This is a genomic window from Gimesia aquarii, from assembly GCF_007748175.1.
Taxonomy (GTDB): Bacteria; Planctomycetota; Planctomycetia; order Planctomycetales; family Planctomycetaceae; genus Gimesia; species Gimesia aquarii_A.
Genome location: NZ_CP037422.1, coordinates 3,769,962 through 3,792,744, shown reverse-complemented (window position 1 = coordinate 3,792,744; position 22,783 = coordinate 3,769,962). Strand labels below are relative to the sequence as shown.

Annotated in this window: 21 protein-coding genes; 12 read left to right on the top strand and 9 right to left on the bottom strand. The window is 49.3% G+C overall.

Going from position 1 to position 22,783, the window contains the following annotated elements; genetic code table 11:
* Nucleotides 1–76: 76 nt before the first annotated feature.
* From V202x_RS14565 to V202x_RS14535, 7 genes are read right to left on the bottom strand one after another with little or no spacing between them, the layout of a single operon-like run.
* On the bottom strand, nucleotides 77–988 hold the full coding sequence (locus V202x_RS14565; protein ID WP_145176186.1) for a class I SAM-dependent methyltransferase: 912 nt from the start codon (nucleotides 986–988) through the stop codon (nucleotides 77–79).
* Entirely contained in the window at nucleotides 985–3,924 is a 2,940-nt protein-coding gene (locus V202x_RS14560) for a type I restriction endonuclease subunit R (protein ID WP_145176183.1), read from the bottom strand. The genes V202x_RS14565 and V202x_RS14560 overlap by 4 nt, the downstream gene beginning before the upstream one ends.
* On the bottom strand, nucleotides 3,921–4,721 hold the full coding sequence (locus V202x_RS14555) for a hypothetical protein (RefSeq protein WP_145176180.1): 801 nt from the start codon (nucleotides 4,719–4,721) through the stop codon (nucleotides 3,921–3,923). Before V202x_RS14555 ends, V202x_RS14560 begins: the two co-directional genes overlap by 4 nt.
* Nucleotides 4,718–6,664, bottom strand: coding sequence for a restriction endonuclease subunit S (locus V202x_RS14550; protein ID WP_145176177.1), 1,947 nt, complete (start codon nucleotides 6,662–6,664; stop codon nucleotides 4,718–4,720). Before V202x_RS14550 ends, V202x_RS14555 begins: the two co-directional genes overlap by 4 nt.
* A complete protein-coding gene (locus tag V202x_RS14545) occupies nucleotides 6,661–8,892 on the bottom strand; it encodes a DUF262 domain-containing protein (RefSeq protein WP_145176174.1) in 2,232 nt (743 codons plus the stop codon). The genes V202x_RS14550 and V202x_RS14545 overlap by 4 nt, the downstream gene beginning before the upstream one ends.
* A gap of 2 nt (nucleotides 8,893–8,894) precedes the next feature.
* On the bottom strand, nucleotides 8,895–9,374 hold the full coding sequence (locus tag V202x_RS14540) for a hypothetical protein (protein WP_145176171.1): 480 nt from the start codon (nucleotides 9,372–9,374) through the stop codon (nucleotides 8,895–8,897).
* Nucleotides 9,371–11,512, bottom strand: a complete 2,142-nt coding sequence (locus V202x_RS14535; protein WP_145180595.1) for a class I SAM-dependent DNA methyltransferase — start codon at nucleotides 11,510–11,512, stop codon at nucleotides 9,371–9,373. The genes V202x_RS14540 and V202x_RS14535 overlap by 4 nt, the downstream gene beginning before the upstream one ends.
* Before the next feature lie 566 nt (nucleotides 11,513–12,078).
* On the opposite strand from V202x_RS14535, the gene V202x_RS27485 reads away from it, so the two are divergent.
* Complete coding sequence (locus tag V202x_RS27485; RefSeq protein WP_197992874.1) at nucleotides 12,079–12,252, top strand: hypothetical protein; 174 nt, start codon at nucleotides 12,079–12,081, stop codon at nucleotides 12,250–12,252.
* A 147-nt stretch (nucleotides 12,253–12,399) separates the two neighbouring features.
* On the opposite strand, the gene V202x_RS14530 is transcribed toward V202x_RS27485, so the two are convergent.
* Nucleotides 12,400–12,621 (bottom strand): helix-turn-helix domain-containing protein, encoded by a 222-nt coding sequence (locus tag V202x_RS14530; protein WP_145176168.1) that lies wholly within the window; start codon nucleotides 12,619–12,621, stop codon nucleotides 12,400–12,402.
* A gap of 175 nt (nucleotides 12,622–12,796) precedes the next feature.
* Between V202x_RS14530 and V202x_RS14525 the strand changes: the two genes are divergently transcribed.
* Together V202x_RS14525 and V202x_RS14520 are read left to right on the top strand one after the other, a co-directional pair.
* A complete protein-coding gene (locus V202x_RS14525) occupies nucleotides 12,797–14,059 on the top strand; it encodes a hypothetical protein (RefSeq protein WP_145176165.1) in 1,263 nt (420 codons plus the stop codon).
* A gap of 1,096 nt (nucleotides 14,060–15,155) precedes the next feature.
* Complete coding sequence (locus V202x_RS14520; RefSeq protein ID WP_145176163.1) at nucleotides 15,156–15,470, top strand: hypothetical protein; 315 nt, start codon at nucleotides 15,156–15,158, stop codon at nucleotides 15,468–15,470.
* 6 nt (nucleotides 15,471–15,476) lie between these two features.
* Here the strand turns inward: V202x_RS14520 and V202x_RS14515 are convergent, their stop codons facing one another.
* Nucleotides 15,477–15,698, bottom strand: coding sequence for a helix-turn-helix domain-containing protein (locus tag V202x_RS14515; RefSeq protein ID WP_145176161.1), 222 nt, complete (start codon nucleotides 15,696–15,698; stop codon nucleotides 15,477–15,479).
* A 253-nt stretch (nucleotides 15,699–15,951) separates the two neighbouring features.
* On the opposite strand from V202x_RS14515, the gene V202x_RS14510 reads away from it, so the two are divergent.
* From V202x_RS14510 to V202x_RS14470, 9 genes are all read left to right on the top strand, one after another.
* Nucleotides 15,952–16,695 carry a GYF domain-containing protein gene (locus tag V202x_RS14510; protein WP_145176159.1) on the top strand — a complete coding sequence of 248 codons (744 nt, stop codon included), beginning with the start codon at nucleotides 15,952–15,954 and terminating at the stop codon, nucleotides 16,693–16,695.
* Between the two features lie 61 nt (nucleotides 16,696–16,756).
* A complete protein-coding gene (locus V202x_RS14505) occupies nucleotides 16,757–17,305 on the top strand; it encodes a hypothetical protein (RefSeq protein WP_145176157.1) in 549 nt (182 codons plus the stop codon).
* Between the two features lie 282 nt (nucleotides 17,306–17,587).
* Nucleotides 17,588–17,956 carry a DUF1257 domain-containing protein gene (locus V202x_RS14500; protein ID WP_145176154.1) on the top strand — a complete coding sequence of 123 codons (369 nt, stop codon included), beginning with the start codon at nucleotides 17,588–17,590 and terminating at the stop codon, nucleotides 17,954–17,956.
* Nucleotides 17,953–18,147, top strand: coding sequence for a DUF2997 domain-containing protein (locus V202x_RS14495; protein ID WP_145176151.1), 195 nt, complete (start codon nucleotides 17,953–17,955; stop codon nucleotides 18,145–18,147). Before V202x_RS14500 ends, V202x_RS14495 begins: the two co-directional genes overlap by 4 nt.
* A gap of 48 nt (nucleotides 18,148–18,195) precedes the next feature.
* Entirely contained in the window at nucleotides 18,196–19,680 is a 1,485-nt protein-coding gene (locus tag V202x_RS14490; protein ID WP_145176147.1) for an AAA family ATPase, read from the top strand.
* Nucleotides 19,681–19,772: 92 nt separating this feature from the next.
* A complete protein-coding gene (locus V202x_RS14485) occupies nucleotides 19,773–20,717 on the top strand; it encodes a hypothetical protein (RefSeq protein ID WP_145176144.1) in 945 nt (314 codons plus the stop codon).
* An 11-nt stretch (nucleotides 20,718–20,728) separates the two neighbouring features.
* Entirely contained in the window at nucleotides 20,729–20,974 is a 246-nt protein-coding gene (locus V202x_RS14480; RefSeq protein ID WP_145176141.1) for a hypothetical protein, read from the top strand.
* A gap of 90 nt (nucleotides 20,975–21,064) precedes the next feature.
* Nucleotides 21,065–21,268: a hypothetical protein gene (locus V202x_RS14475; protein ID WP_145176138.1), complete on the top strand. Its 204-nt coding sequence runs from the start codon at nucleotides 21,065–21,067 to the stop codon at nucleotides 21,266–21,268.
* Between the two features lie 83 nt (nucleotides 21,269–21,351).
* Nucleotides 21,352–22,695, top strand: a complete 1,344-nt coding sequence (locus V202x_RS14470) for a hypothetical protein (protein ID WP_145176135.1) — start codon at nucleotides 21,352–21,354, stop codon at nucleotides 22,693–22,695.
* The last annotated feature ends 88 nt before the right edge of the window (nucleotides 22,696–22,783 follow it).

The following is a 22,783-nucleotide window of genomic DNA, read 5'->3' as shown; positions in this document are numbered from 1 at the left end:
GCTCGTAGTCCAACATATGTTGGCTTGTGTAGCGATCTACACGAATTCAATGCTCTGATTACTTGAACTTCAGGAGTCAACTATGATCCTCCAGACGCTTATGTCTAAGAACAACAAGACTACCATTAAGTTGGTCTTCTCGAAATGGGTGTTGCCATTTGTATTTATCTTCGAGTTCTGGCTCAATTCCGAACCATTTTGGAAATATCGATTTAAACATGTTTGTTAGTTTAGAGAGTAGTTTATTTGCATCATTCATCTTGGGCTCTACCCAGATGATAGTGCCACATTTGTTATACAAACGAGAGGCGACGTGATTAAAAGATCTTTCAAAAGTTTCGAAGTTGTTGGCTGCCTCTCCTGAAAAAGCAGCGGTAAGCACGACATGCTCCTCAAAGTTAGGAGACTCACTAAACCAGTTGTCGACAAGTTCTGCAGTGGATGGTTCATCCCCTGCATCCCAGGAATATGTTTTCCATTTGACTCGAACTCCCTCGTGTTTGAGCCATGGTTTTGCTTTATTCAGCATGCTATCGTAGAGTTGACGTGCGGATTCAGAGATATCACCCGCCGTTATAACAACCTCCAGGGGTTGCTTTGGTAAACAGCCACGAACACGAAGTTCAGCAACAAGTCCTAGAAAACCAAGAATACCAGGCCCCGTACCACAAGGGATGTCAAGTACCGCTATTCGACCTTCAGAAAAGCATTTTAAGATATCTGTTGAAACAGGTGCGAGTAACCCTCGTGGGTCGAGCATGAGGTATTCAGTGCGAACACACGATGCACCGAACCTCCATGTGAAATGATCATGGGTAGCTTGCTCATCGATACCTCCAATTAGATTCTTAGGTGACTGACCGCTAGCGTTCTCGTAGCGACCCAATGCATCTAACTCACAACGATAATCACAAACAACTCGTGGGGGGATTTGGAGAATACCTTCCGACCATATGCTTGGCGGAATGGGATCGAATCGTGTCATCATGCTGTCCCTTTGTTATAAGTTAATCCAAACACTGTATCAGCCAGCCAGCGTTTGAAGCCTTCGTTGTCGCTGTATTGTTTGAATAGTTCGGTGTCGTCGTTGAGTAGCCCGACGATGACGCGGCTTAGGGCGGCGTCGTGTTCGATACGGGCCTTGCTTTTGTCACCTTGCTTTTTGGCATTCTGGTAGGCCGGATCAGCGTCGACTTTGGCAGGAATCTCCTCTGTGATCAGTTTGCGGATGCGGTCCTCGTCGGTCCAGGTGATGTTGCCGAACTGGTCGTTGAAGGCTTTAACGATATTAGAGAGATTGTCCAGTTCTGGTTCCGGCTTGCGTCCAACACCACTGGTAGGAACTGGTTCAATTTCTGCGTTTCCGTCTGGAAGCTGAATCTGCATGGCAGCGTGTTTTTCGATGCGGTAACTGTCCATGTCGATGGATTCGAGAATTCCCTTTGAGAGGTCTTCCTCTTTCGGAGCGGGGAGTTTCGGAACCAGAAAGTTCAAGAAGATCGATAGCCGTTCCCAACTCGCGTTAGAGTAGGGGAGGATTGATGCGAGGAAATCGTAGGTACGACAGAATATCTTTGCCTTCCCTTTAAATTCGACTTGCCCGTCTTCATCCAGATCCTCACTATAGGTGGCCACGCAGGCATCGAGGATCGGGTCTAGCTTGTCCCGATCAGCTCCATCCAGATACAGCCTTACCAACTCGTCAACGTTTTCTGGGGCGTAAATCTGGTACCCGTCCAGATCACTCTTCAAATCGTGTAGTTTATTGGGATCGGTCTCTTTACTCAGTATTGTGGTACGGTAGTATCGGGCAAACGCTTCCTGGATTGTGTCGGTGTCGTTCATGAAGTCAAGTACGAACACGTCATGTTTTTGAGGGTGTGCCCGGTTGAGACGGGAGAGTGTCTGTACGGCTTTGATACTCGATAGTGGTTTGTCGACGTACATTGTGTGAAGTAGTGGTTCGTCGTAACCGTTCTGGAATTTGTCGGCGCAGATCAGAAAGCGGTATGGATCTTCTTGAATCATGTCGGCAATCTTGTTGCTGGGGAACCCGTTGAGTGACGCCTCTGTCACTTTCTGGCCGCCGTACTCATGTTCGCCAGAGAACGCGACAATTGCTTTGTAGGGGCTTTTGCGTTCCTGTAAATAGTCACTGAGGGCGTGGAAGTATTGGATTGCTCGCTCAATTCCGCTGGTTACAATCATCGCACGTGCTTGGCCACCGATCTTCTTTAGGCCGATCACCTGTTCGTGAAAATGGTCGGCTATAATCTCCGCTTTGAGACGAATTGCATGTTCGTTGCTTTCGACATACTTGCGGAGCTTCTTCTTAGCCTTTTTCTTATCAAACTGAGGATCTTCATCAATCGCCTTGACCAGTTTATAATAGCTGGAAACCGGAGTGTATGACTTTAACACATCCAGGATAAAGCCTTCTTGAGTCGCTTGCTTCATCGAATAACTGTGGTAGGGGCGGTGTTTGGTCTCGCCATCCTCCGGATATGGTTCTCCGAAGATTTCCAGAGTTTTGTTCTTGGGGGTGGCTGTAAAGGCGAAATAGCTGGCGTTCGGCAGCAGTTTGCGGGCTTCCATCACCCGGTTGATTTTGTCCTCGGTCGTTTCGTCCTCCTGTTCCTCACCGGCTTCCGAGAGAGCCACGTTCAACGCTGCTGCGACTTTACCTCCCTGGCTGGAGTGGGCTTCATCAATGATGATCGCGAAGCTCCGGGTTCTGTGTTCGCTACCGATTTCATCCAGAATGAAGGGGAACTTCTGGACGGTCGAAATGATGATTTTCTTGCCGTGCGAAATAAACGATCGCAGATCACCGGAGTGTTCCGCATGCCCGACCGTAGCACCAACCTGAGCAAACTGCTTGATCGTGTCCCGAATCTGCTGGTCCAGAATGCGGCGATCGGTGATGACGATAATAGAGTCGTAGATTTCTTTATCGTCATGCTTCAGGCCGATCAACTGATGAGACAGCCATGCAATGGAGTTGGACTTACCGCTCCCGGCTGAGTGCTGGATCAAATACCGTTGGCCGATGCCGCGTGCTTCGGCGTCTGTCAGCAACTTGCGCACAACATCCAACTGGTGGAATCGGGGCCAGATTTGCGTGCGTTTTTTCTGGCCGGTCTTTTCATCCTTCGATTTCACCACCTGGGCGAAGTTCTCCAGGATGTTTGTCAGCCCGGTTGGAGTCAGAATCCTCTTCCACAGGTAATCCGTTTTGATTCCCTCGGGGTTCGGTGGATTCCCGGCACCGTCGTTGTAGCCCTGATTGAAAGGCAGGAACCAGGACGATTTCCCTTTCAGATGCGTGCAGAAGCGGACCTCGTGATCGTCGACGGCGAAATGAGCTATGCAACGACCGAACTCGAATAACAGCTCTCGCGGATCGCGGTCCCGTTTATACTGCCAGACTGCATCTTCGACCGTCTGCTTGGTGAGGCTGTTTTTCAACTCGAATGTAGAGATTGGTAAGCCGTTGATGAATAGGCCCAGGTCGAGGGCCAGTTGTGTTTCGTCCTGGCTGTAACGCAGTTGCCGGGTGACGCTGAAACGGTTGGCGGCAAATCGTTCTTCCGCTTTTGAGTTTCCTGGCGTCGGAGTACCATAGAACAGGTCCACATGATGCGGTCCGTGCTTGAGACCGTTCCGCAACACGTCGATCGTTCCCCGTTTGGTGATCTCGCCCTGTAACCGAGCCTGAAACTTACGGCGGGTTGGTCCATCGGTCTCCAGATCGAACGCTTCGATTAGCAGCGGCTGAGTCGCTTCGATGAACTGCTGAAGTTGCTTCAAATCGACCGCATACGCCCGGTCGAAATCACTCGGCAGCCCAGCCGCCCAGCCTGCAGACGTGAGCGATTTGACGATCAGGCTTTCGAGGCCATGTTCGGATGTGTCCGTTTTCATGTGGCCTCCGAGATCAGAGAGTCGTACGAAATATCAAGTGATTTGATGAGTGAAATAAACGGCTGACCGTGGACAATGTGTCGGCTACCCCAGACACTTTCAGGAAACAAAGACTTGCTGTGCGACTTGACGCAAGTCTCCCATTCCTTGTTACTCAGAAATGGTCGTTTTGATGGCCCGCTGCGCATTTCTTCAGCGTTCAAGAATCCGAGATAGACGACGACTACGGGATACCCCAACTCGGTTAACTTCCACGCCCAGGCAAAGCGATTGGACATCTGATAGTGGTGATCGCGCGACAGCTTCCAACACAGTCCTGTTTGATCTGACAGTGCAAGATTGGCTTCGTCGATGCAACAACCGATTCTTAGAAAGTTTCGTCGAGTGTTGAGCTTGTCATCAGGCTTCTGTGACTTGCCCGCTTCTTCTTTGTCTAGTTCATAGGTGTGAGCTTTCGCCTCAACAATCAGAATCCCTTTCTGATCGTCAATCGTGCATGTAGAAGCAATATCAATACAAGGTGTGCGCGTCCGTTGATCCCCCACAGCCAGCCACCAGCGAGTCAGAGTCTGACAGTGCTCATCGCTCAACAAATGCGGAGTTTTGTGAAGCTGAGCCTCGGTGATTTGCTCAAATCCGCAGGGCATCCAGATATCATCACTGGACACGCTCCCGTGCCCTTCAAGCAATCCATTCAACCGCTCCGCAATCCCTGCCTGACCGTGCGTTAGCCAATGACAACGAGGTTTGCTTCCAGCTCTTTCTTTTTCATTCAGTCTCAAAAGAAGTTCATTCATTTCTTCACCTTCTTCGTTGCTTGCTGCGTATGGGCACCGAAGCCGGTGGGAACCAGTTCGTAGTCTCGCATCCACTGGATCGCTTTGTGCCAGCGATTGCGGGTGATGCGTTCCTTCTTGGGGTGCCAGTTTGTGAGGACTTCTGCGACCAATCGGTCGTCATCAAACTGTTCGCCGTCGATCAGGAAGTCGTTCCATGCGGAATAAAGGGTTGCCACAATCTCAGCCTGAATCGTTCGCATCGGTTTGAGCAGCGATATTAAGCGGTCGAAGTCAGCCTGTTTGCTGCTCCAATAGCGATCGAAATAGGTCTGGTGACTTCCTCGTTTTTTCAGTGGCTTGTATTGGTATCCGGCGTCTTCCGATTTATACGCCTCGAACCATTTTTGTTTTTTGAGCTGTGCGTCGATTGATCGCATCATGGCGTTGTCAAACGGTCCCGCCGCTGCCCGTTTGAGATCACTTTGAATCTCAGTCAGTTGCAGATGGTACTCGGCCAGCACTAGTGCCTTCTGGAGCTTGATTCGACCAAACCTTCGCTCTCCCTGATGACGGTCAACGATCTCGGCTGCCAGAACAGAACGATAGAAGTGCTTGTTTGGTTGTTTGGCGGATCGACGCTTCGATGGCTCTTCAACCACTTGTCCATCCAGCTGCGCCGCTGCCTCGCGGACATCCAGCTTACCGGTTACGACGTCGGCGATGAGGCGGGTTCGATATTCACGGAGCAGGTCACATTCCCTGTCAGCTCTGGTGCATACGACTTCACAATCTGCGACTATTTCTGCTAGTCGAGCAACGATCTGATTTCGTTCTTCCGCTGGTGGAACTGGAAGGCGAATATCATAGAAGTCGTCAGTGTATAACCTCCAGAATCCTTCTACGATCCCCTTTGCTCTAACACGCAACTCATATCGACACGCGGGCGACTTCAACAGATGCTCAAAATACTCCACTCCACATATGTCGATGGCGCGCAAAACGGTGTAGTCGGGGCTAATCACTCCATCGTTACGCGCGAGAGAGAAAACGCCGAGATGCGCTTTGAGCCGATTTAGAACCAAATCGTTGACTTCACAGAGTTTTCCACCAGCATAGTTCTCCGAAACCAGTGTTCGATTATCAACCTGGTGGCTCGGTACTAATCCGAGTTTTTGGCTCATTGAAAGATGCAGTTCAGAGCCATCAAGCGATCGCTTGTCGACCTCTCGAAAGATATAGCGACAACGCTGGACCTCCCAATGCTCCGGCACGTCGCCGATCCATTTGACGCCGGAGGGTTTGAGTTTGATGTGGGGATCTAGGCCGCGAGTGACGGCTTGGTGGATGAGGGCCTGCTTCTGTTCGTTCAGCAGCTCAATCAGTTTCCGCTTTGCCCGGATGTAACGCCGTATCCGCCGATCCGCATGATCCAGAAACCGCACAATCGCCGACTGTTCCTCTGGTGGTGGGGACAGAATCGGAATTCTAAGAAACTCGTCCGGATAGAGACGCAATCTTGAGGCACGGATGCCCGTAGAGCGACAGAGATACTCTGATTTGTAGGCTTCTATTCTGAGTAAACGATCAATGTATTGAGGGTGAAGTTCACCCATTCGAATAGGGCGATAAACACCGTAAGATGGACTGACGACGCCAACTTGCCGTGATACTCCAAGTGCAGCCATGAAGGCCCACATGGTGTTGATCACTAGGTCTTCTGAGCGACAAATCTTGTGTCCAATATTAGACTCCGCTTTGAACATCGTGACGTGTTTGGGACGCGGGGTGACGCCGGTCTTGTGAGAGACTGATAGTAACTCTTCAGTACCAGTTGTTGATCTTTCGTCGACCTCGCGATAGAAGTATTTTGCTCGCTTCTCTGTCCAGTGTGCGGGAATCTTTCCAAGCCAGGGGAGTGCAGAGTCCTTATAGTCGCTATATGGTTTCAGACCATCGATCATAATCCAAGCACCTTCTCGAACCAGAGGATTGCGGCTTCGCCTTCCTTGCGGGTGACTTCATCGACCGTGCGACTGTGACGGATTCCGTTTCGCAGTTCCGCCAATTGGTCGAATTTCCCCGCCAACGTTTCCTTATTGGCAAATTGCTGCTCAAACAGCATCCACGTCGACTTTCCGGTGATGGTGCCCTGTAATTCACGCAGATCGAAGTATTCCAGCTTACCGTAAAGGGTGTCATACTCCTTGATGTCCATTGCTGCGTTCTTCTTGCTGGCCTTTTGGATGCGTTCATTCACTTTTTGGGTGACATGTTGCGGGAGCTTGCTGGCATCACAATCTAGTGCCGACAGGATCGCTTTCCGCAGTGCCAATTCGACCTGCTCGACGTTCTCGTCTAACTCCCGTAACTGTGGTGGCAGATCGAGTCGTTCTTTGATCAGCAGGTTCTCAATTGCCTCTTGGAGAGTCTTCTGGCGTTCGGCGATGAACTCCTCGAAGTCATCAGGTGTGAATGGGTCACGTAGCAAGATAGCCTGGGACACTGGCGAAATAAAATGTGATTCGAGGATCGCTCGAACAGTCGTTTCACCATTCGACTTGATCATCTGCGGCAAATACTCGTTAGGAAGCTGATCGTTGATGACATGTCGATTCGTCTCGGCTGACAACGGTGTCCGGTTCAAGATGGTGTGAACGGACTCGCCCGAAAGATTCTTGGCTCCCCATGATGTGGGGACGATGTGATGATCGTCGAGGTCATCGTGCTGCGGCACGTTGCCGGTCATCCAATCTCGAGCACCCTGCAAAACGAGCAGATTAAAGATGCCGTTATAGACCGACGTGCCGCGACGGATTTCATTTCGCAGATCCAGATTCCTGAACCGCGATTTGAACTCCAGAATGAGGCTTGGCTCGGATGCATCGTCCTTGATCCATTCCTTGACGTCGAGAAAATCGCGGGCACTGGTCGATTCGACGGACCCAGAATACCGGTTATTAAACACGCTGGCCCAGTACCAGTGACGAATTTTGCGCTGGGCGGAGAGTCGTTCTTGAGCTGGTAAAGACTTTACATGAGACTGGATCGCTGCGAATGCCGGGAGAATCGAGACGTAGGGCAAGTAGTTGGAGGAGATGCCACCAAACTCTTGCGGATGGCGTAAGAGCTTAATGGTGTTCTCCAGAGCATTGACGGCCACGTCCCAGCGTTTTTCAAAATCCTGAATGTTAGTAACCAGTATTTCCGTTTTGCGGGTTCCGTCCTTCCCACGAATCTGCTTCTTCTGGCCAGGGAGCAGGTAGTAGAGGTACTTCGGAGAACAGTATCCTTGTGCGAGGATCGACATGACCTGTAATACGTAGACGTTCATACGGGGCGTATCGACAAACTCCAGGCGGGGTTTGACGTCTCGAAACATGTGTCTGAGTTGCAGCCCTTTCGGCTTTAGCAGCGCATTGACAAGATCGAAGACGTCAAGTTGCACACCCTTACTGTTGATCTGAGTGAAGATGTCGCACACCTTGTCGACGGCTAGGTCTTTGTCCAGCTCGATGTACGAAACCTGATACTGCTGCGTGATGCCCAGCAGAATTTCACCAAACTGTTTGGCATCTTCAATGCGAAGCTGTGCGGTTTCGACGGCTTCCTGATCTCCTGCGTCTGTCGCCAGGATGAGTTGTGACTCCCAATACTTCTGATAGCCCTGCATCCAGTTCGGCAGATCCCATCCACCAGCCCCGACAATGGACAACGGGAAAATGTTTTCGGCGAACTGATGTGTCTGGTCGGTCAGGATTTTGTGGACATGATTCTTCGTCCAGGCGTAATCGAATGACCGGTCGTGCTCCTCGGCCATCAGTTTGTCAACGCGAACATAATACACGTAGCGGTTCGCGCGATTTGGCAGCGGTTCGTCGGGGGCGAGGAAGGCGTAGTACATCGCGGTTAGACGCTGCTGACCGTCGAGCACAATGTGTTCGCGTGAGAGTTGGCCCTCGAAACCGTAAATCGGTTCGCAGGAAAGAGCCTCGAAGTTCTCCTCCTTTCCTTTCCATAACAGCAGGCTGCCGATGTAATAATCAAGAAAGATGGAACGCATGAGATCACGAATGTCTTTCGGCTCCCATTCGAAGTCTCGCTGGAAATCTGGGATGACAAAGCGACCTTCCTTGAGACGCGAAATGATTGTGCTCAGGCTGGCATGATCTGGTTTCTGTGCGTCTTTCACAGTTACTTCCCTTCCCCAATAATTTCGACTGGGATTGACTGGCTCAGGATAAAGGAACTTATTTCATCCAATGACTTTGCCTTTGGCGGTTTCATATTGGGCCAGAGGTTTAGCTTGATGTTTTCTCCGATCTTTGTAGCCATACGTTCGGAAACAAACTCGTGATCTAGTAGCCAACATTGATCTAAACTAGTTGTTGCGATCAACCAAAAATGGGGTGTGACTTCGCAGTCAGCATTAAACCAATGGGTTCTCTGGTTGGGTTGAATTTTGATTCGTCGTAATTCATCTTCAAGCAGTTTCGCTTCAATTCGTTGTTCTGCTTTACCCTTGAAAGTGATGCAGAGGTCTGGGATAGGTAGATTTGGAAATCCAGGAAGATGGGCCTTTCCATCGGGACTAATTGCGATTCGTTTACTTTGATCCACATGTGAAAAGAGTCGTGCGTAAATCTCTGCGCATAATCGGTGTTCTTGACTCACATCTCACCTCCGATAATTTCGACTAGTAGCCCTTCCGTTTCTTTCTCCAGGGCCAGGATGTCGCTACGTATATCCTCCAATGGTCGTAGCGGCTGTGGTTTGTAAAAGTAGCGATTGAAACTGATTTCGTAGCCAACCTTGATTGAATTTTCATCAAACCAGGCATCCGGTACATGAGGTAATACTTCCCGACTGATGAAGGCTTCGATGCCACCATCTTCGAGTAAGGGGACCTGCTCGGAATCGCGGAGGTCACTGTCAGTTTCGTATTCGAGAACAAGCTTTTTGTCGCCAACAGGGTTGGGGAACAGTCCACGAATCGGGTCTGCCTTGGCTTTTCCTTTCTTGTGCACTTTTTTGATGACGGGATCAGCTTGTTCTTCTCGCTGGGCGAGTTCGGTTTGCAGTAGCTTCTTTCGCTTGGCGGTCAGCTTCACTCCATTCTCTTTAGCATCTTTTTCAACAGCATCCATGAAGGTGTTGAAGTTGAGGTGCGGACCTTTACCCAGCAATTTTGATACGCGGTCGATCACTTCGGATAACTCGATGTCCTTAGTGTCTCTACAGGTTTTTCTGAACTGTTTGCAGTTCTCAGCAGAAAGGTCTACCGACAGGCGTAAGGGGCGTTCAACAGTAACCTTCCAGTAACCGAATGCTTCGTTAGAGAAGATTTTTGATTGTTCGGATTCTGAGAAGTCCAGGAATGTGTCGCAAATCCGCTGAATGTCGTCTTCGGAAAACTCACAGTTTTTCATGCCCATATTCTTGCGTAGCGGCTTGAACCACTTTGTGGCTTCGATCAATTGTATCTTACCCTGTCGATGCTGGGGCTTGCGGTTCGAAAGCACCCAAATGTAGGTTGCGATACCAGTATTGTAGAACATGTTCAGCGGTAGCGCGACGATCGCTTCAAGCCAGTCATTCTCAATGATCCAGCGGCGGATGTTGCTTTCCCCCTGACCAGCATCACCGGTGAACAGCGACGAGCCGTTATGGACTTCCGCAATCCGACTCCCCATTTCGGTTCCGTGCTTCATCTTGGAAACCATGTTAGCCAGAAACAGCATCTGACCGTCACTCGAGCGGGTCACCAAAGAAAACTCGGGATCGCCAGCATGCTCGGTGATAAAACGTGAATCTTTAATCCCTGTTTTTCCGCCCATCCGTTCCTGATCGCTCTTCCAACTTTTACCATATGGCGGATTAGAGAGCATGAAGTCGAATTCGCGGGAGCGAAATGTATCATTGGAGAGGGTGGAGTACTCAGGTCCACCGATGATATTGTCCGCTGCCTCGCCTTCCCCCTTAAGCAGCAGATCGGCCTTACAGATGGCGTAAGTTTCAGCGTTGATCTCTTGACCATAGAGGTGGGTAGCTACCTGTTTGCCATGAGCTTCGGCCAACTCGGTCAGCATATCTTCAGCAACTGTTAACATGCCCCCGGTGCCGCAGGCTCCGTCGTAGAGCAGATACGTGCCCGATTCGATATCGTTGGCGATCGGCAGGAAGATCAGCCTGGACATCAGTTTGACGGCATCGCGCGGAGTCCAGTGTTCCCCCGCTTCCTCGTTGTTTTCTTCGTTGAATTTACGAACCAGATCTTCAAAGATGGTCCCCATCGCGTGGTTATCGAGTCCCACATGTTTGATCGATCCATCTCCGGCCAGCACGGGATTGGGGCTGAGGTTAATTTCTGGCGAGAGCAGTTTCTCAATGAGCGTGCCGAGGACATCGGCTTTCGATAGGCGCGAAATCTGGTTACGGAATTCGAAGTTCTCCAGGATGTCCTGCACGTTGGAAGAAAAGCCATCGAGATAGTCCACGAAATCGGCCTTGAGTTGTTGCTGGCTGGCTCGAGACCGTAGATCGCGGAGCGTGAATTTGGATGTGTTATAAAACGCTTGGCCGCTGGCCTGACGTAATGCGGCATCCTGATTTGTAATGCCTGCTTCGTCTAGATTCTTTTTCATATCAAGCACTGCCTGCTTGGTCGGTTCTAATACTGCGTCAAGCCTCCGTAATACTGTCATGGGCAAGATGACATCACGATATTTGCCACGGACATAAAGGTCCCTGAGAACATCATCGGCTATCCCCCAGATGTAACCGGTAATCCAGTTCAGTTGTGATGAATCCATGTCTCTCAATTTTGCTTTCTCGAACTTGTTACCTATGACCAGCCCAACCGGCTTTTTTCTGACCACCGTCCGGTGCCTCAGAAGTATAAGCTCTAGATGTGTTGATATTAGATGAACTTGTTGCCAGTAAGGTTCAATCGTCTAACAGCCTACCAAAGTCTTTGGTTAATGGAAATCAACTGATTAAATAACTGTGGGAAAGCAACGAAAATAGCTTCAGGGTGAAATTGACTGCTGGACTTTGACTCAATCGAGTCAATAGAGATCTGTGTTAACTGTCGGACTTATTGGCTGACAAGCGATATCTGCCTTCTTAATTAGGGACATTGATAAAAAATGATGGAAGCAAACCGCTTAAGTGGTAGTGGGTGCTTCATGACTAATGCCCGAAATACTAAATTTCACTAGTTTCCGCATCATACTACTATATGGAGGAAAGTCGTTAACTATTAGCAATCGGAAAGGATTGTTTTAACGTCCCGAAATCGTCTCTTATTAAGCTGTTTCTAAGCGGTTTTCTCCACGCCGCTGATCTTAAAGAGCCCATATTCCAAGAAAGAAACAGTATGCTAACAAGCCAAGAAATCATGTTAATCCGAGTTACCCTGCAGTTCTGGTATGAAGAAATGGATCTCGAAGATGCAGATCTGTTCGCGATATATTCTGGTAGTTTCTCAATAATGCCGCTATGGGGACAGGAAGACATCCAGCTTTTGCGTTGTCAGTTACTGGCAGCGTGATTGCGATATGCTTTGTGCCAGTATGATGCGACCAGCATAAAGAACCCCCGTCTTTTTGAAGATCCTCCAGATGCAAATCAGGCAATAGCTGAAGACTCTGGCCAACTGGGGATCTTCCTGGTTGCTCATCCAGCAATCTAAGATTTCTCAAACCACATCCATCAATTCGGTCAGACTAATTTCGAGAGTATCAGCAACCCACTCAATATTCCTTAATGAAAGTTTTCTTTCTCCCCGTTCGATCCCGCCTAGATAGGTTCGGTCAAACTCACAGGCATAAGCAATATTCTCCTGAGAGTATCCTTGCTCTTTGCGCAGATTGCAGACTCGCTTACCAAATCTTATCAATATGTCTGCTCGTTTTGCCATTCGAGCATTTAACACTTGACAATGACAATGGTACCACGGATTATAAGTATCATTATTAGGTGTAAAATTGGACAATCAGATTGCAGTTATTCAGAAATATTCGTCCTTGAACGAGGAGAAATCAATGTTGCAACCATCAAGTAGAATAATCTGCGCCACCAAGAGCATCACTTCGGTGAATCAAAAAATTGCATTTGTATGCATATTATCTCTGGCTCTCATTCTTTCGGGATGTGGTAGAGACACAACGGCAAGTAATCTCCCTAAGTATTCGACACCCTCAAGTAAACCCTTGCCTGAAGAATATCGAGTGCTTGCTTCGCACCTTGGGATGGAAATGAAATCTGATCCAGTTCAATTTCGGAATGAGCGCGAAATAGCAGAAATTATGGCGGAGTTTCAGTCAGCCTTATTGGACTTACGTGAGATCAAATCGAACGATAAAGAGATCATGTATCTTACAGAGCAAGTTCAAAATGTGATCCCTGTAATATTGAAACGTCTTGACAACCTGAATTCTCTACCAAAGCCCGCCGATGCAAGAACACTGTTTGTAGGTTCGTTTCTTGATGGATTCTTTGGTAATTTTGTAGGTGGATATCACCGTGGACTTGATGCAGAGGCGAAGTTGAATGCATTGAATGTGGAATTACAGTCTCTGATTGCCTCCATGGATAAAATTGATGCGGCGCTACAGTTGCTTCCCAAAGTTGCTGGAAAGTATTCGGCAACCTTAAGTGATTCAACCGGTCGTATCATAGTCGATTTTAATGAATCTTGGGGAAACTCTGGAGCAAACGATTGGCTTGTACTGCAGAACCTTGGGGAAACACTTGAAGATTGTACTATTTTGGTGCAATTGACTGGAACGAGCGGAGAGGTTAGAAAAAACGTACATTTCCTGAAAACATGGCCTACGGATACCAGTATGTGGGGGCGGTATCAAGGCGGACAGAAAATCCTGGGGCGAAATGTGGAAAAGACAACCGTCACAAACGTGCAAGAATTGGATATTACAATCTATTCACCGCAGTTCGCGACTCAGATCTATTATGTGTATAAGGGAGAGGAAAAAGATAAAGATGTTGCTTATCTCTGTAAAGACCTGAGTTTTCATGGTACTTACCAGCCATATGAATCAGGCATTCTCTGGGATACACAGCGTGGTGCTCAATTCACTTTGAACGGAGTTTCATTTCTTCCCAAATGTCGCGTTAATGTTACGTTTCGAAAAGGAGAACAATCGAAAGGCTGGTACTGGAATCATGATTCCTGGATGAAGGGAGAAACAAAACATTTTTCTTCACCAAAGGGAGGTTTGTCATTCGAACCAGATAATATTGACCTCGAAGTATCTTTTCCCCATACGAATTACAAACACAAAGTAACGTTACCAGTCAACCCGGAATCGAAGAAATCAATCGAAATTAAAAGATGACATTCCAGGGAGAAGTTGTCTGGTTTCCTTAGTAGAGTTTATATTCTGATCGAAAAAATTTATCTGATCATAAAAGCTCAAATGGAGAATACGTTTTGACTTGTTATTTTTATGATTTAAGTTCCACAAACGCCTGGTAATACAATGTGTTTTTTCGCATACAAACAGATGATCTGAGTGTTGGCATCTGTTGGATTAGCGTTTAATTCTAATGCGTTAATTTTTCATCCACAACGCTTGGCACTAATGCGTTCCAACAATTAGAAAGAGTTCTCTGATATTTCTAATCCGAAAAGATTAGACCCTATGAATTTTAAGCGTACTATGAAGCCATGAAGGAAATATCCAATATGTCTCATATTGTTCAAATTCAGACCGAGGTACGTGACCCGATTGTTATTTCTTCCGTTTCTGAATATCTCAAGCTGACATAACCAGTTCACAATATGTTCAATCTATTCAGCTCCAAGGCTACCGGGTTAGGTGTGGAATTGCCGAAGTGGCAAGTATCCGGTCCTTTGTGACACTACTAGTGACCTACTGCAGTATGACAACTTCGAAGGGAGATATGGGGTGATCCACTTGCACCCATTCGCGCTGTGAATGCACTGGCGGCACCGTCAATGGTCGAAAATGATTGGTCCGGAACCACTTGATTCCTCGAGGGCCAAAAGGAATGCGCTTTCGGGATTTCTTCGATTCTGTTGTCAATGAATCACCTGCAACCAAGCAGATGCTGGGTGAATAAATCAGCGAATTGAAGCTGTCGAAAGAACTCAAAATTCGTAGGCAGATGGTAAAATCCGCAGGAATGGCGTCCATTCTCATGATGATGATATTATCTTTCGCCCCAGGCAATGATTGTTGTTGCCTCCACGCGAGTGACTCGCATTAGATGAATAAGACCCACTCAAAATCTAAATTTCACCGATATTTGTGGCAGAATACATGAAGGTGACGCCTTTAACTATCAGTGATCGGTACTGATAGATACGAACGCCCTGGAATAGTCTCTCTGAAGTCTTTTTCAGGGCGTTTTTATTACCAGACCGTTGATTTAAAAAATCCATGTCCACGGTTCTAAGAAAGGAGCGGTATGCTACAGAGACAAGAAATTACGTTGATCCGAGCTGCCTTGCAGTTCTGGTATGAGGAAATGGATCTAAAAGATACAGATATGCTCGCTGTCTATTCTGGTGGTCTCAGAATAGATCCGCCTTGGCGAGGAGAAGACATTCAGCGGTTGCGACAGCAGTTGATTCAAGCACGGCTGCGATATGCTGTGTGTCATTGTGATGCAACCAAGGTCAAAATTCCCCGTCTGTTTGGCTCTCCCGATGCAGCCAATCAGGAAATGACGGACGACTCTGATCAACTGGGAGTGGTCCTGATTGATGCTCCAGCAGACTGAGTTCCCTCAAACTTCCTCCATTAACTTGGCCAGACTGATATCGAGGGTCTCGGCGATCCGCTCGATATTCCGCAGGGACAGATTTCGTTCTCCCCGTTCGATCCCGCCAACATAGGTCCGGTCCAACTCACAAGCGTAGGCAAAATTCTCTTGCGAGTAACCTTGCTCTTTGCGTAGTTCTCGTACTCGCTGTCCAAATCTTACCAGAATATCTGCTCGTTTTGCCATACAAGCATTTAACACTTGACAGCGACGATAAAACCACGGACTATAAGTATCATATTGTTTGTGTAAATATGTCCAAATAGTGTGTGTTTAAACTCCCGGTAACAGGTAAGCAGTTGTATCGAGAGTTTTACTCAGGGCTGGCTGAAACACAAAGAACTGAGTATGCGCAGAACTCGTATCAATAAGAACTTCAGTTTCCTGAGAAACGCATACTCAACTGCAAGAACCCTTTAAGAAAAGATCGGTATATTCCATGCACGAAGAAAATAACAAAACGATTGAAAATCCGGAGAGCCACTGGTGGCTGGCGAAGAATGGTGTGGCGGAAGGCCCTCTGTCTCATCAGGAAATCAGTGATGCCCTGAACTCAAATCGAATTAGCTTGGCAGATTATGTCTACTCATCAATTGAGAAAGATTGGAAGCCTTTGTCTGCCTGGAGTGAGTTCGAATCTGGAACTGAAGAATCCGCTCTGCAACCTCCTCCAGTTCCCCCTGTGGAGAGTTATTCCATCGAGCCCTTACTCACCAATCCCAGGCTGCCACCCATGGCAAACTGGATCTGTATCTATACACTTCAGATTTCTCCCTGGCTCTGGTGCCTTTATGTTATCGCAGGAATTACCTACGGTACCGATTTAGACGAAAACGCTCCTTTGGTAGGAGTAGAGGCTTTTGCGATATTTGTCAGCATGCTTGTTTCAATGGGGGTGACGATTTCACTGTTCATCGGTGGGGCTCGTCTCAGAGCATTAAGCCATTCAGGACCGAATATTATTATTCTCAGTATCGTAGTTGCAACTGCGGTCTATCTACTATTTTTTCTCTGGGCGATTGTGATTAGTGCTATGGCTGACCAGAGCCATTTCGTCTCAAAAACCGTAGCAGTTGAGCTGTTCGACTATTTTGTATTCATTGTCGCATTGAGCGAAGGGGCGTTTATGCTCACCTCACTTTTCTGGCTGAGGCGGAATGCCCGTTTTCTGCCACTCACTTAAGGTACTTGCGCATTAATAAGCCCCGTAATGATTATCCTGACTTTGAAGGAGAACGTACCTCATGACAGAATATCCAGTTCCCGAAAACCGGGAGGCCACAGAGTGGCGATATGATGACCAGGGCCTGCTTGCAGGACCTTACTCTTATAACGAACTCATGGAATATGTAGAGCTGGACTATATCCAGCCTGGGACCAAAATCATTCATGAAGACGGTCGAAATTATCAGGCATTTGAAATCGGATTATTTCCCGGATTCGTCCCTGAAAAAACAGACCCTGTCGAGGAGTACAGGAACGCTGTCATGCCATTGCCAGGCTGGAATTTTCTGGCCGGAGTAGTGGCAGTATTAGTGTGGGTCTCAATTCTGGTGCAACGGTGGATACCAGCTGATCACTGGATTCGCGATATGAAGCCATATGCGATACTCATTGGCGGCTTCGCCGTGGTTTTAATGGGCTGTTTTGCGTTGTTGACCGGGACAGCCCATGATACGAGAGGTAACCCGGAGCATAGACCTGTGGCAAACAGAATTGCAGGACTCATTGTTATTGCAATTGGTGTTTCCATTCTCTGTGGCGAGGTCAATTTCTTATTGTTCAGGAAGTGACGACCGAGTAGTAAAATTTGTGGGAAACCTCAGAGGTTTAAATGATCGGTTTACCAGTACAGGAATCAGAGCCGATTTGAGAGTTGATGATTTACTTCTGTTGATCTCAATCCTAACGTATATAGGTTTAGTTCAAAATCACAGGTATCACCTTTCGCAATCTGTGATCAGAACGGATGGCTTCAAATGCCTTGGAATAGTCTCTTTGCAGACTGCTTCAGGGCATTTTTTGTTTCCAGATAGCTAGTCTTCCATGATTCATTTTCTAGAAGGAGTTCATTCATGTCACATATTGTTCAAATTCAGACCGAGGTACGGGACCCGGTTGCTGTTACTTCGGCCTGTCACCGCCTCAAACTCTCGGAGCCTGTCCAGGACACGTTCAAACTCTTTAGCAGTGAGGCCACCGGGTTGGGAGTGGAGTTGCCGGAGTGGCGGTATCCAGTGGTCTGCAATACAGCCAGTGGGCAGCTGCAGTATGACAACTTTGAGGGGCGATGGGGAGATCGGAGTCACCTGAACCAATTTCTCCAGGTCTATGCCGTCGAAAAGACTCGCATCGAGGCGCGTCGTAAAGGGCACACTGTGACGGAGCAGGCCCAGGCTGATGGTTCGATCAAGTTAACAGTCCAGGTGGGAGGTGCTGAATGACTCGAATCATCGAAATCACTGTCGCTACAGATGGCCAGACCCGTGTTGAAACCAAAGGTTTTTCTGGAGCAGGGTGCCGCGAAGCCAGTCGGTTTATTGAAACAGCCCTGGGAAAGCGGACAGAAGAGCAGCTGACATCTGAATTTCATCAGCAACTGGGACAGCAGCAAACAAACCGTCAGCAGTCCTGAAGCATATCCAATCTAAATAGTACTTTTTAAATTGAAAGGGAGGTCCGCTTGAGTATTCGAGCTCGATTAACAGAATATGTGAGAGCCTGTTTTACAGGAATCTGGATCGAATCCCACGAACACCAGGAAGCTTTGACAGAAATTGCCGAACTCTGCCGTGACGAACAATGGCAACTTGCTACCTGGGATATCGATTCTGGGTTGAACATCCCCGGACAGAGTGAGACGGAGGCATCCAGTTCCGATCCGCTGGCAGCCATTCGTGCGATCAACGCGTTGGCGACACCTGATGGGACGGCGATCTTAGTTCTGCAGAACTTTCATCGGTTTATACAATCAGCAGAAGTTGCGCAGGCATTATCGCGTCAGATCATCGCCGGTAAGCAAAACCGCACGATCCTGGTGGTCCTATCTTCCGTCGTCCAGATCCCAACTGAGCTGGAAAAAATGTTCGTTGTGGTCGAACATGAGTTACCAGATCGGGGGCAGTTGGAAGAGATCGCTCGGGGGATCGCCACCGAGGCAGGGGAGTTGCCGGAGGGAAATGCTCTGCAGCTGGTACTCGATGCCTCAGCGGGACTGACTCGCATGGAAGCAGAGAACGCTTTCAGCTTGAGTTTGGTCCGACAGGGACGGATCACTGCTGGTGCGGTCTGGGAGCTCAAGACGCAGACGCTCAAGAAGAGCGGCCTGCTTTCGCTGAATCGGGGAGATGACGATTTCAGTCAGCTGGGAGGACTGATTGCCCTCAAGGCGTTCTGTAAACGGGCTTTGCTGCAACCGAGTCGAGATGATCCGAAGAAGCGGCCACGGGGCGTGTTGTTGCTTTCTCCTCCCGGCTGCGGGAAATCACAGTTCTGTAAAGCACTGGGGCAGGAGGTAGGACGTCCCGTGTTAAACCTGGATGTGGGGAACTTGATGGGTTCGCTGGTAGGTCAGTCTGAGGAGCGAACTCGTCAGGCGTTGCAAGTGATCGATGCGATGGCCCCTTGCGTGGCGATGATCGACGAGGTTGAAAAAGCGTTTTCCGGACTCAACGGCAGTGGCGACTCAGGTGTCTCTTCCCGCATGTTTGGGACGTTTCTTTCCTGGCTAGCCGATCATCAGTCTGATGTGTTTGTAGTTTGTACGGCGAACGACGTTTCCAAACTACCACCGGAATTCGGACGCAGCGAACGGTTTGACGGGATCTTCTTTCTGGACCTGCCCAGCCAGGAAGAGAAAGCCGCTATCTGGGATCTGTATCTGACCCAGTATGAACTCAACCGGGACCAGTGTCTGCCAGATGATGAGAACTGGACGGGGGCGGAAATAAAGTCCTGCTGTCGTCTGGCGGCACTGCTGGACCTGCCCCTGGTACAGGCCGCTCAGAACGTGGTTCCCGTGGCAGTTACTGCAGCGGAATCAGTCAGTCAGTTGCGGTCCTGGGCCAGTGGTCGTTGTCTCTCGGCGAATCAGTCGGGGATTTACCGGAAGCCACAGCAACAAGCCCGCTCGCGACGTAGTGTGAATCGAGAAGCGTCCAAGAACTAACTAAATTCACATTTTCATTTCAAGTCCACGAAAGCCGGTGCGTGACGTAGTGTCGTCATTCACGGGCTTGTTTTGTTTCTGGAGATACTGATATGACAACATTACTTGAAGAAGCCCCATCTGAGACGGCAGTCACTCCCAGTGAGCGACTGCGTTCTTCCATGGCGGCAGCCCGGCTGAGCTTTACCTGGCTGGGAGTGAGAAAGTCGCTCACGGCCCAGCAGAAGAACCAGGCAGCAGATTCTTTCGGTGCCGAGGGGAAATACCTTTCTGCTGGCAAGAAGCTGCTGGATACAAGGCATGCCGCATTCAAGGCGGTCACGGCGATCCGGGGGCGTGCGATTGCATACTGGAAAGGCGTGTCGCTCCCTTTTCCGGAACCAGGGATTCGCCTGATCCGCCAGGATGAAATTACAGCCTTTGATCAGTCGATTGCGGATTTTCGCCGTGAGCTGGATGAGGCAGTTGCCGAACTGGATCGGCACTATGAAGAACTGCGCAATGCGGCCCGGGATCGGCTGGGAGATTTATTCAATCCGGATGACTATCCACCGTCGTTGATCGGCATGTTTGAAATTGAGCATGACTACCCATCAGTAGAGCCGCCGAATTACCTCCGGCAACTGAATCCGGAACTCTACGAACAAGAGTGCCAGCGGGTGCAGTCTCGGTTTGATGAGGCCGTGCAGCTCGCAGAGCAAGCGTTTTTAAGTGAGCTGACCCAGATGGTGGATCATCTGACTGAACGGTTGACGGGGCGACAGGACGGGAAGCCCAAGGTCTTTCGAGATACTGCGGTCACGAACCTGACGGATTTCTTTGACCGGTTTCGTCAGCTCAATATCCGCTCCAACGAACAGCTGGATGAACTGGTGGCGAATGCCCGGCAGATTATTGCCGGTGTGAATCCGCAGCAATTGCGTGATAGTCAGGATGTGCGCGGACGAGTGGCTTCTCAAATGTCGGCAGTGCAGTACCACCTGGATCAGTTGCTGGTGGATCGACCTCGTCGCAATATCCAGCGTCGACCCAAATAAGTGGAGGACCCATGCAAATACTGATTCAAACAGATGGTGTCGTGCGGTGCCTGTACGACGAAATGCTGGATCTGCATGGCATCGGACGGCTGCAGATAAAACGTGGTTCTTATGTCGAGCCGGATCAGCAGGGAAACTGGTCTACCGACCTGTCACCAGTAGCAGGTCCGTTACTGGGCCCCTATCGAAATCGAAGTGATGCCCTGCACGCGGAACGGGAGTGGCTGGAGATGCATTGGCTGACGAATTCGCGGTAGAAGTATCTCTGATGTGCCCTGCGGGGCGGTGTGTATTCACGCTGCTCCAAGGGAGCAGCGTTTTCCTAAACTTAACAGGAGTTAATGCAAATGACACAAACTCAACTCGAACAGCAGGTCGCCGGAGCTACCGGTGAGGATCTTCGAGAAGTCCAGTCTCGTGGCTTCAGTCTGGCAGATCCCACGATTGTCAATTTTGATCCCGAGCCCTGTAACCTGCCGCCTCAGATCCTGGACTGGGATCAAGTGGATTTGGAGCGGAATGTCGCTCTCATAAACCAGCCTGTTCTGTGAACTCTTTCGCATAGCAGTTATTTCCGTGCCCATCCGGTGGCTGTTAGCGGGTGGGTAGTTTTACTAATCGCACAGGAGAAACAATGATTCAAGTATCTCGCTCTTTAATACGTGAGTTGAAAACCGGCTTCAGTCGCGGACTGGGAATTACCAGCCGCCAAACAGGTCCGCCAGTCGAATTTCTGGTCGACCAGCATCACTTGCGGATTCGGACCTCCAATCAGCAGGTAGCACTGGAATATCGTCTTCCCGCTGAGGGACTGGAGAACCAGCACTTGGTCGCTCCGTTTGGGCTGCTGCGATGTTGTTACGGTCCCCAGTCGGATCTGGTCCAGATTCAGCGGGAGGGGAAAGCAATTCAAGTCGAATGGCAGGAAGCCGGTATCCCGCAATTGATGGAATACCCGACAGCGGCCTGCGTAGAATTTCCGGCACTACCCGATCACTTTGAGCTCAACGAGTCCCGTCTAATGGTTGCTTTGGGGGATGTCTGCGAAACGGTGACGACTGATTCGGCACGTTATGCACTGGATCATCTGCAGCTACGTGGTTCTGCAGGGCAGGTGATCAGCACAGACGGCAGGCAGCTGTTGGTTCAAGAGGGTTTCCAGTTCCCCTGGGAAGAGGAGTTCCAGATTCCTGCTAATCGCCTGCTGTGCAGTCGGGAAATGGGACGTGGAAAGTCGGTCGAGGTCGGCAAGACTGCAGAATGGGTGGCACTCCGATCGGGACCTTGGACAATCTGGCTGCGGATCAACGAGAAGGCGCGTTTTCCCGATGTGATGGAACTGGTGAATCAAAGTCCAGAAGCAATCGCTTCTCTTCAGGTCTCTGATGAGGATGCCGAGTTTATCTGTGCTGCCCTGAAGCCCAAGCCATTTCACCAGGCAGATTCCGGCAAAGTGACCCTGGACTTGAATGGGGATGTCACGGTGTGTGCCCGTGAAGCAGGGCAGGGACAGCAGCTGGATTATATCCTGTGTCGCTCGGAGCAATCCGGGGAACATCTGCGGGCCAACATGAGTCGACATTATTTCAGGCGTGCTTTGCAACTGGGCTTTCGGACGATCAGTCTGAGTGGATCGGATACGCCGGCTTTCTGCAGGGACGAGCATCGGATCTATGTCTGGGCACTCTTTGCTCAGGTGGATGCTTTGCGGCCCCAGTCTGATGCTGTGCGGATTGAGTCCACTTCTGTTTCTCAACCGCCAACCCGGTCTCGGACGAAGCGGAAACGTGAGATTGAGCAACTTCAGTTAGAACAGAGGCAGGTCGTCGAAACGGATCAGGTTTTGACTCAAATGAAATCTCTTTGTAGCGGCTTGAGTGAAACCGTATCTCATATCCGGGACCTGATATCCCAACTGCGCGAACGGAGCCAGGGTTGGAGCCGTAGTCTGACTTCAGATCAGAGCGTCTGCACCTGAGTTCGCATTTAGAAAGCTTCTAAGAAAAGCCATCGCTGACAGGGTCAGCTTAGTTTACAAAACTCTGTGGGAGATTACATGACCTATA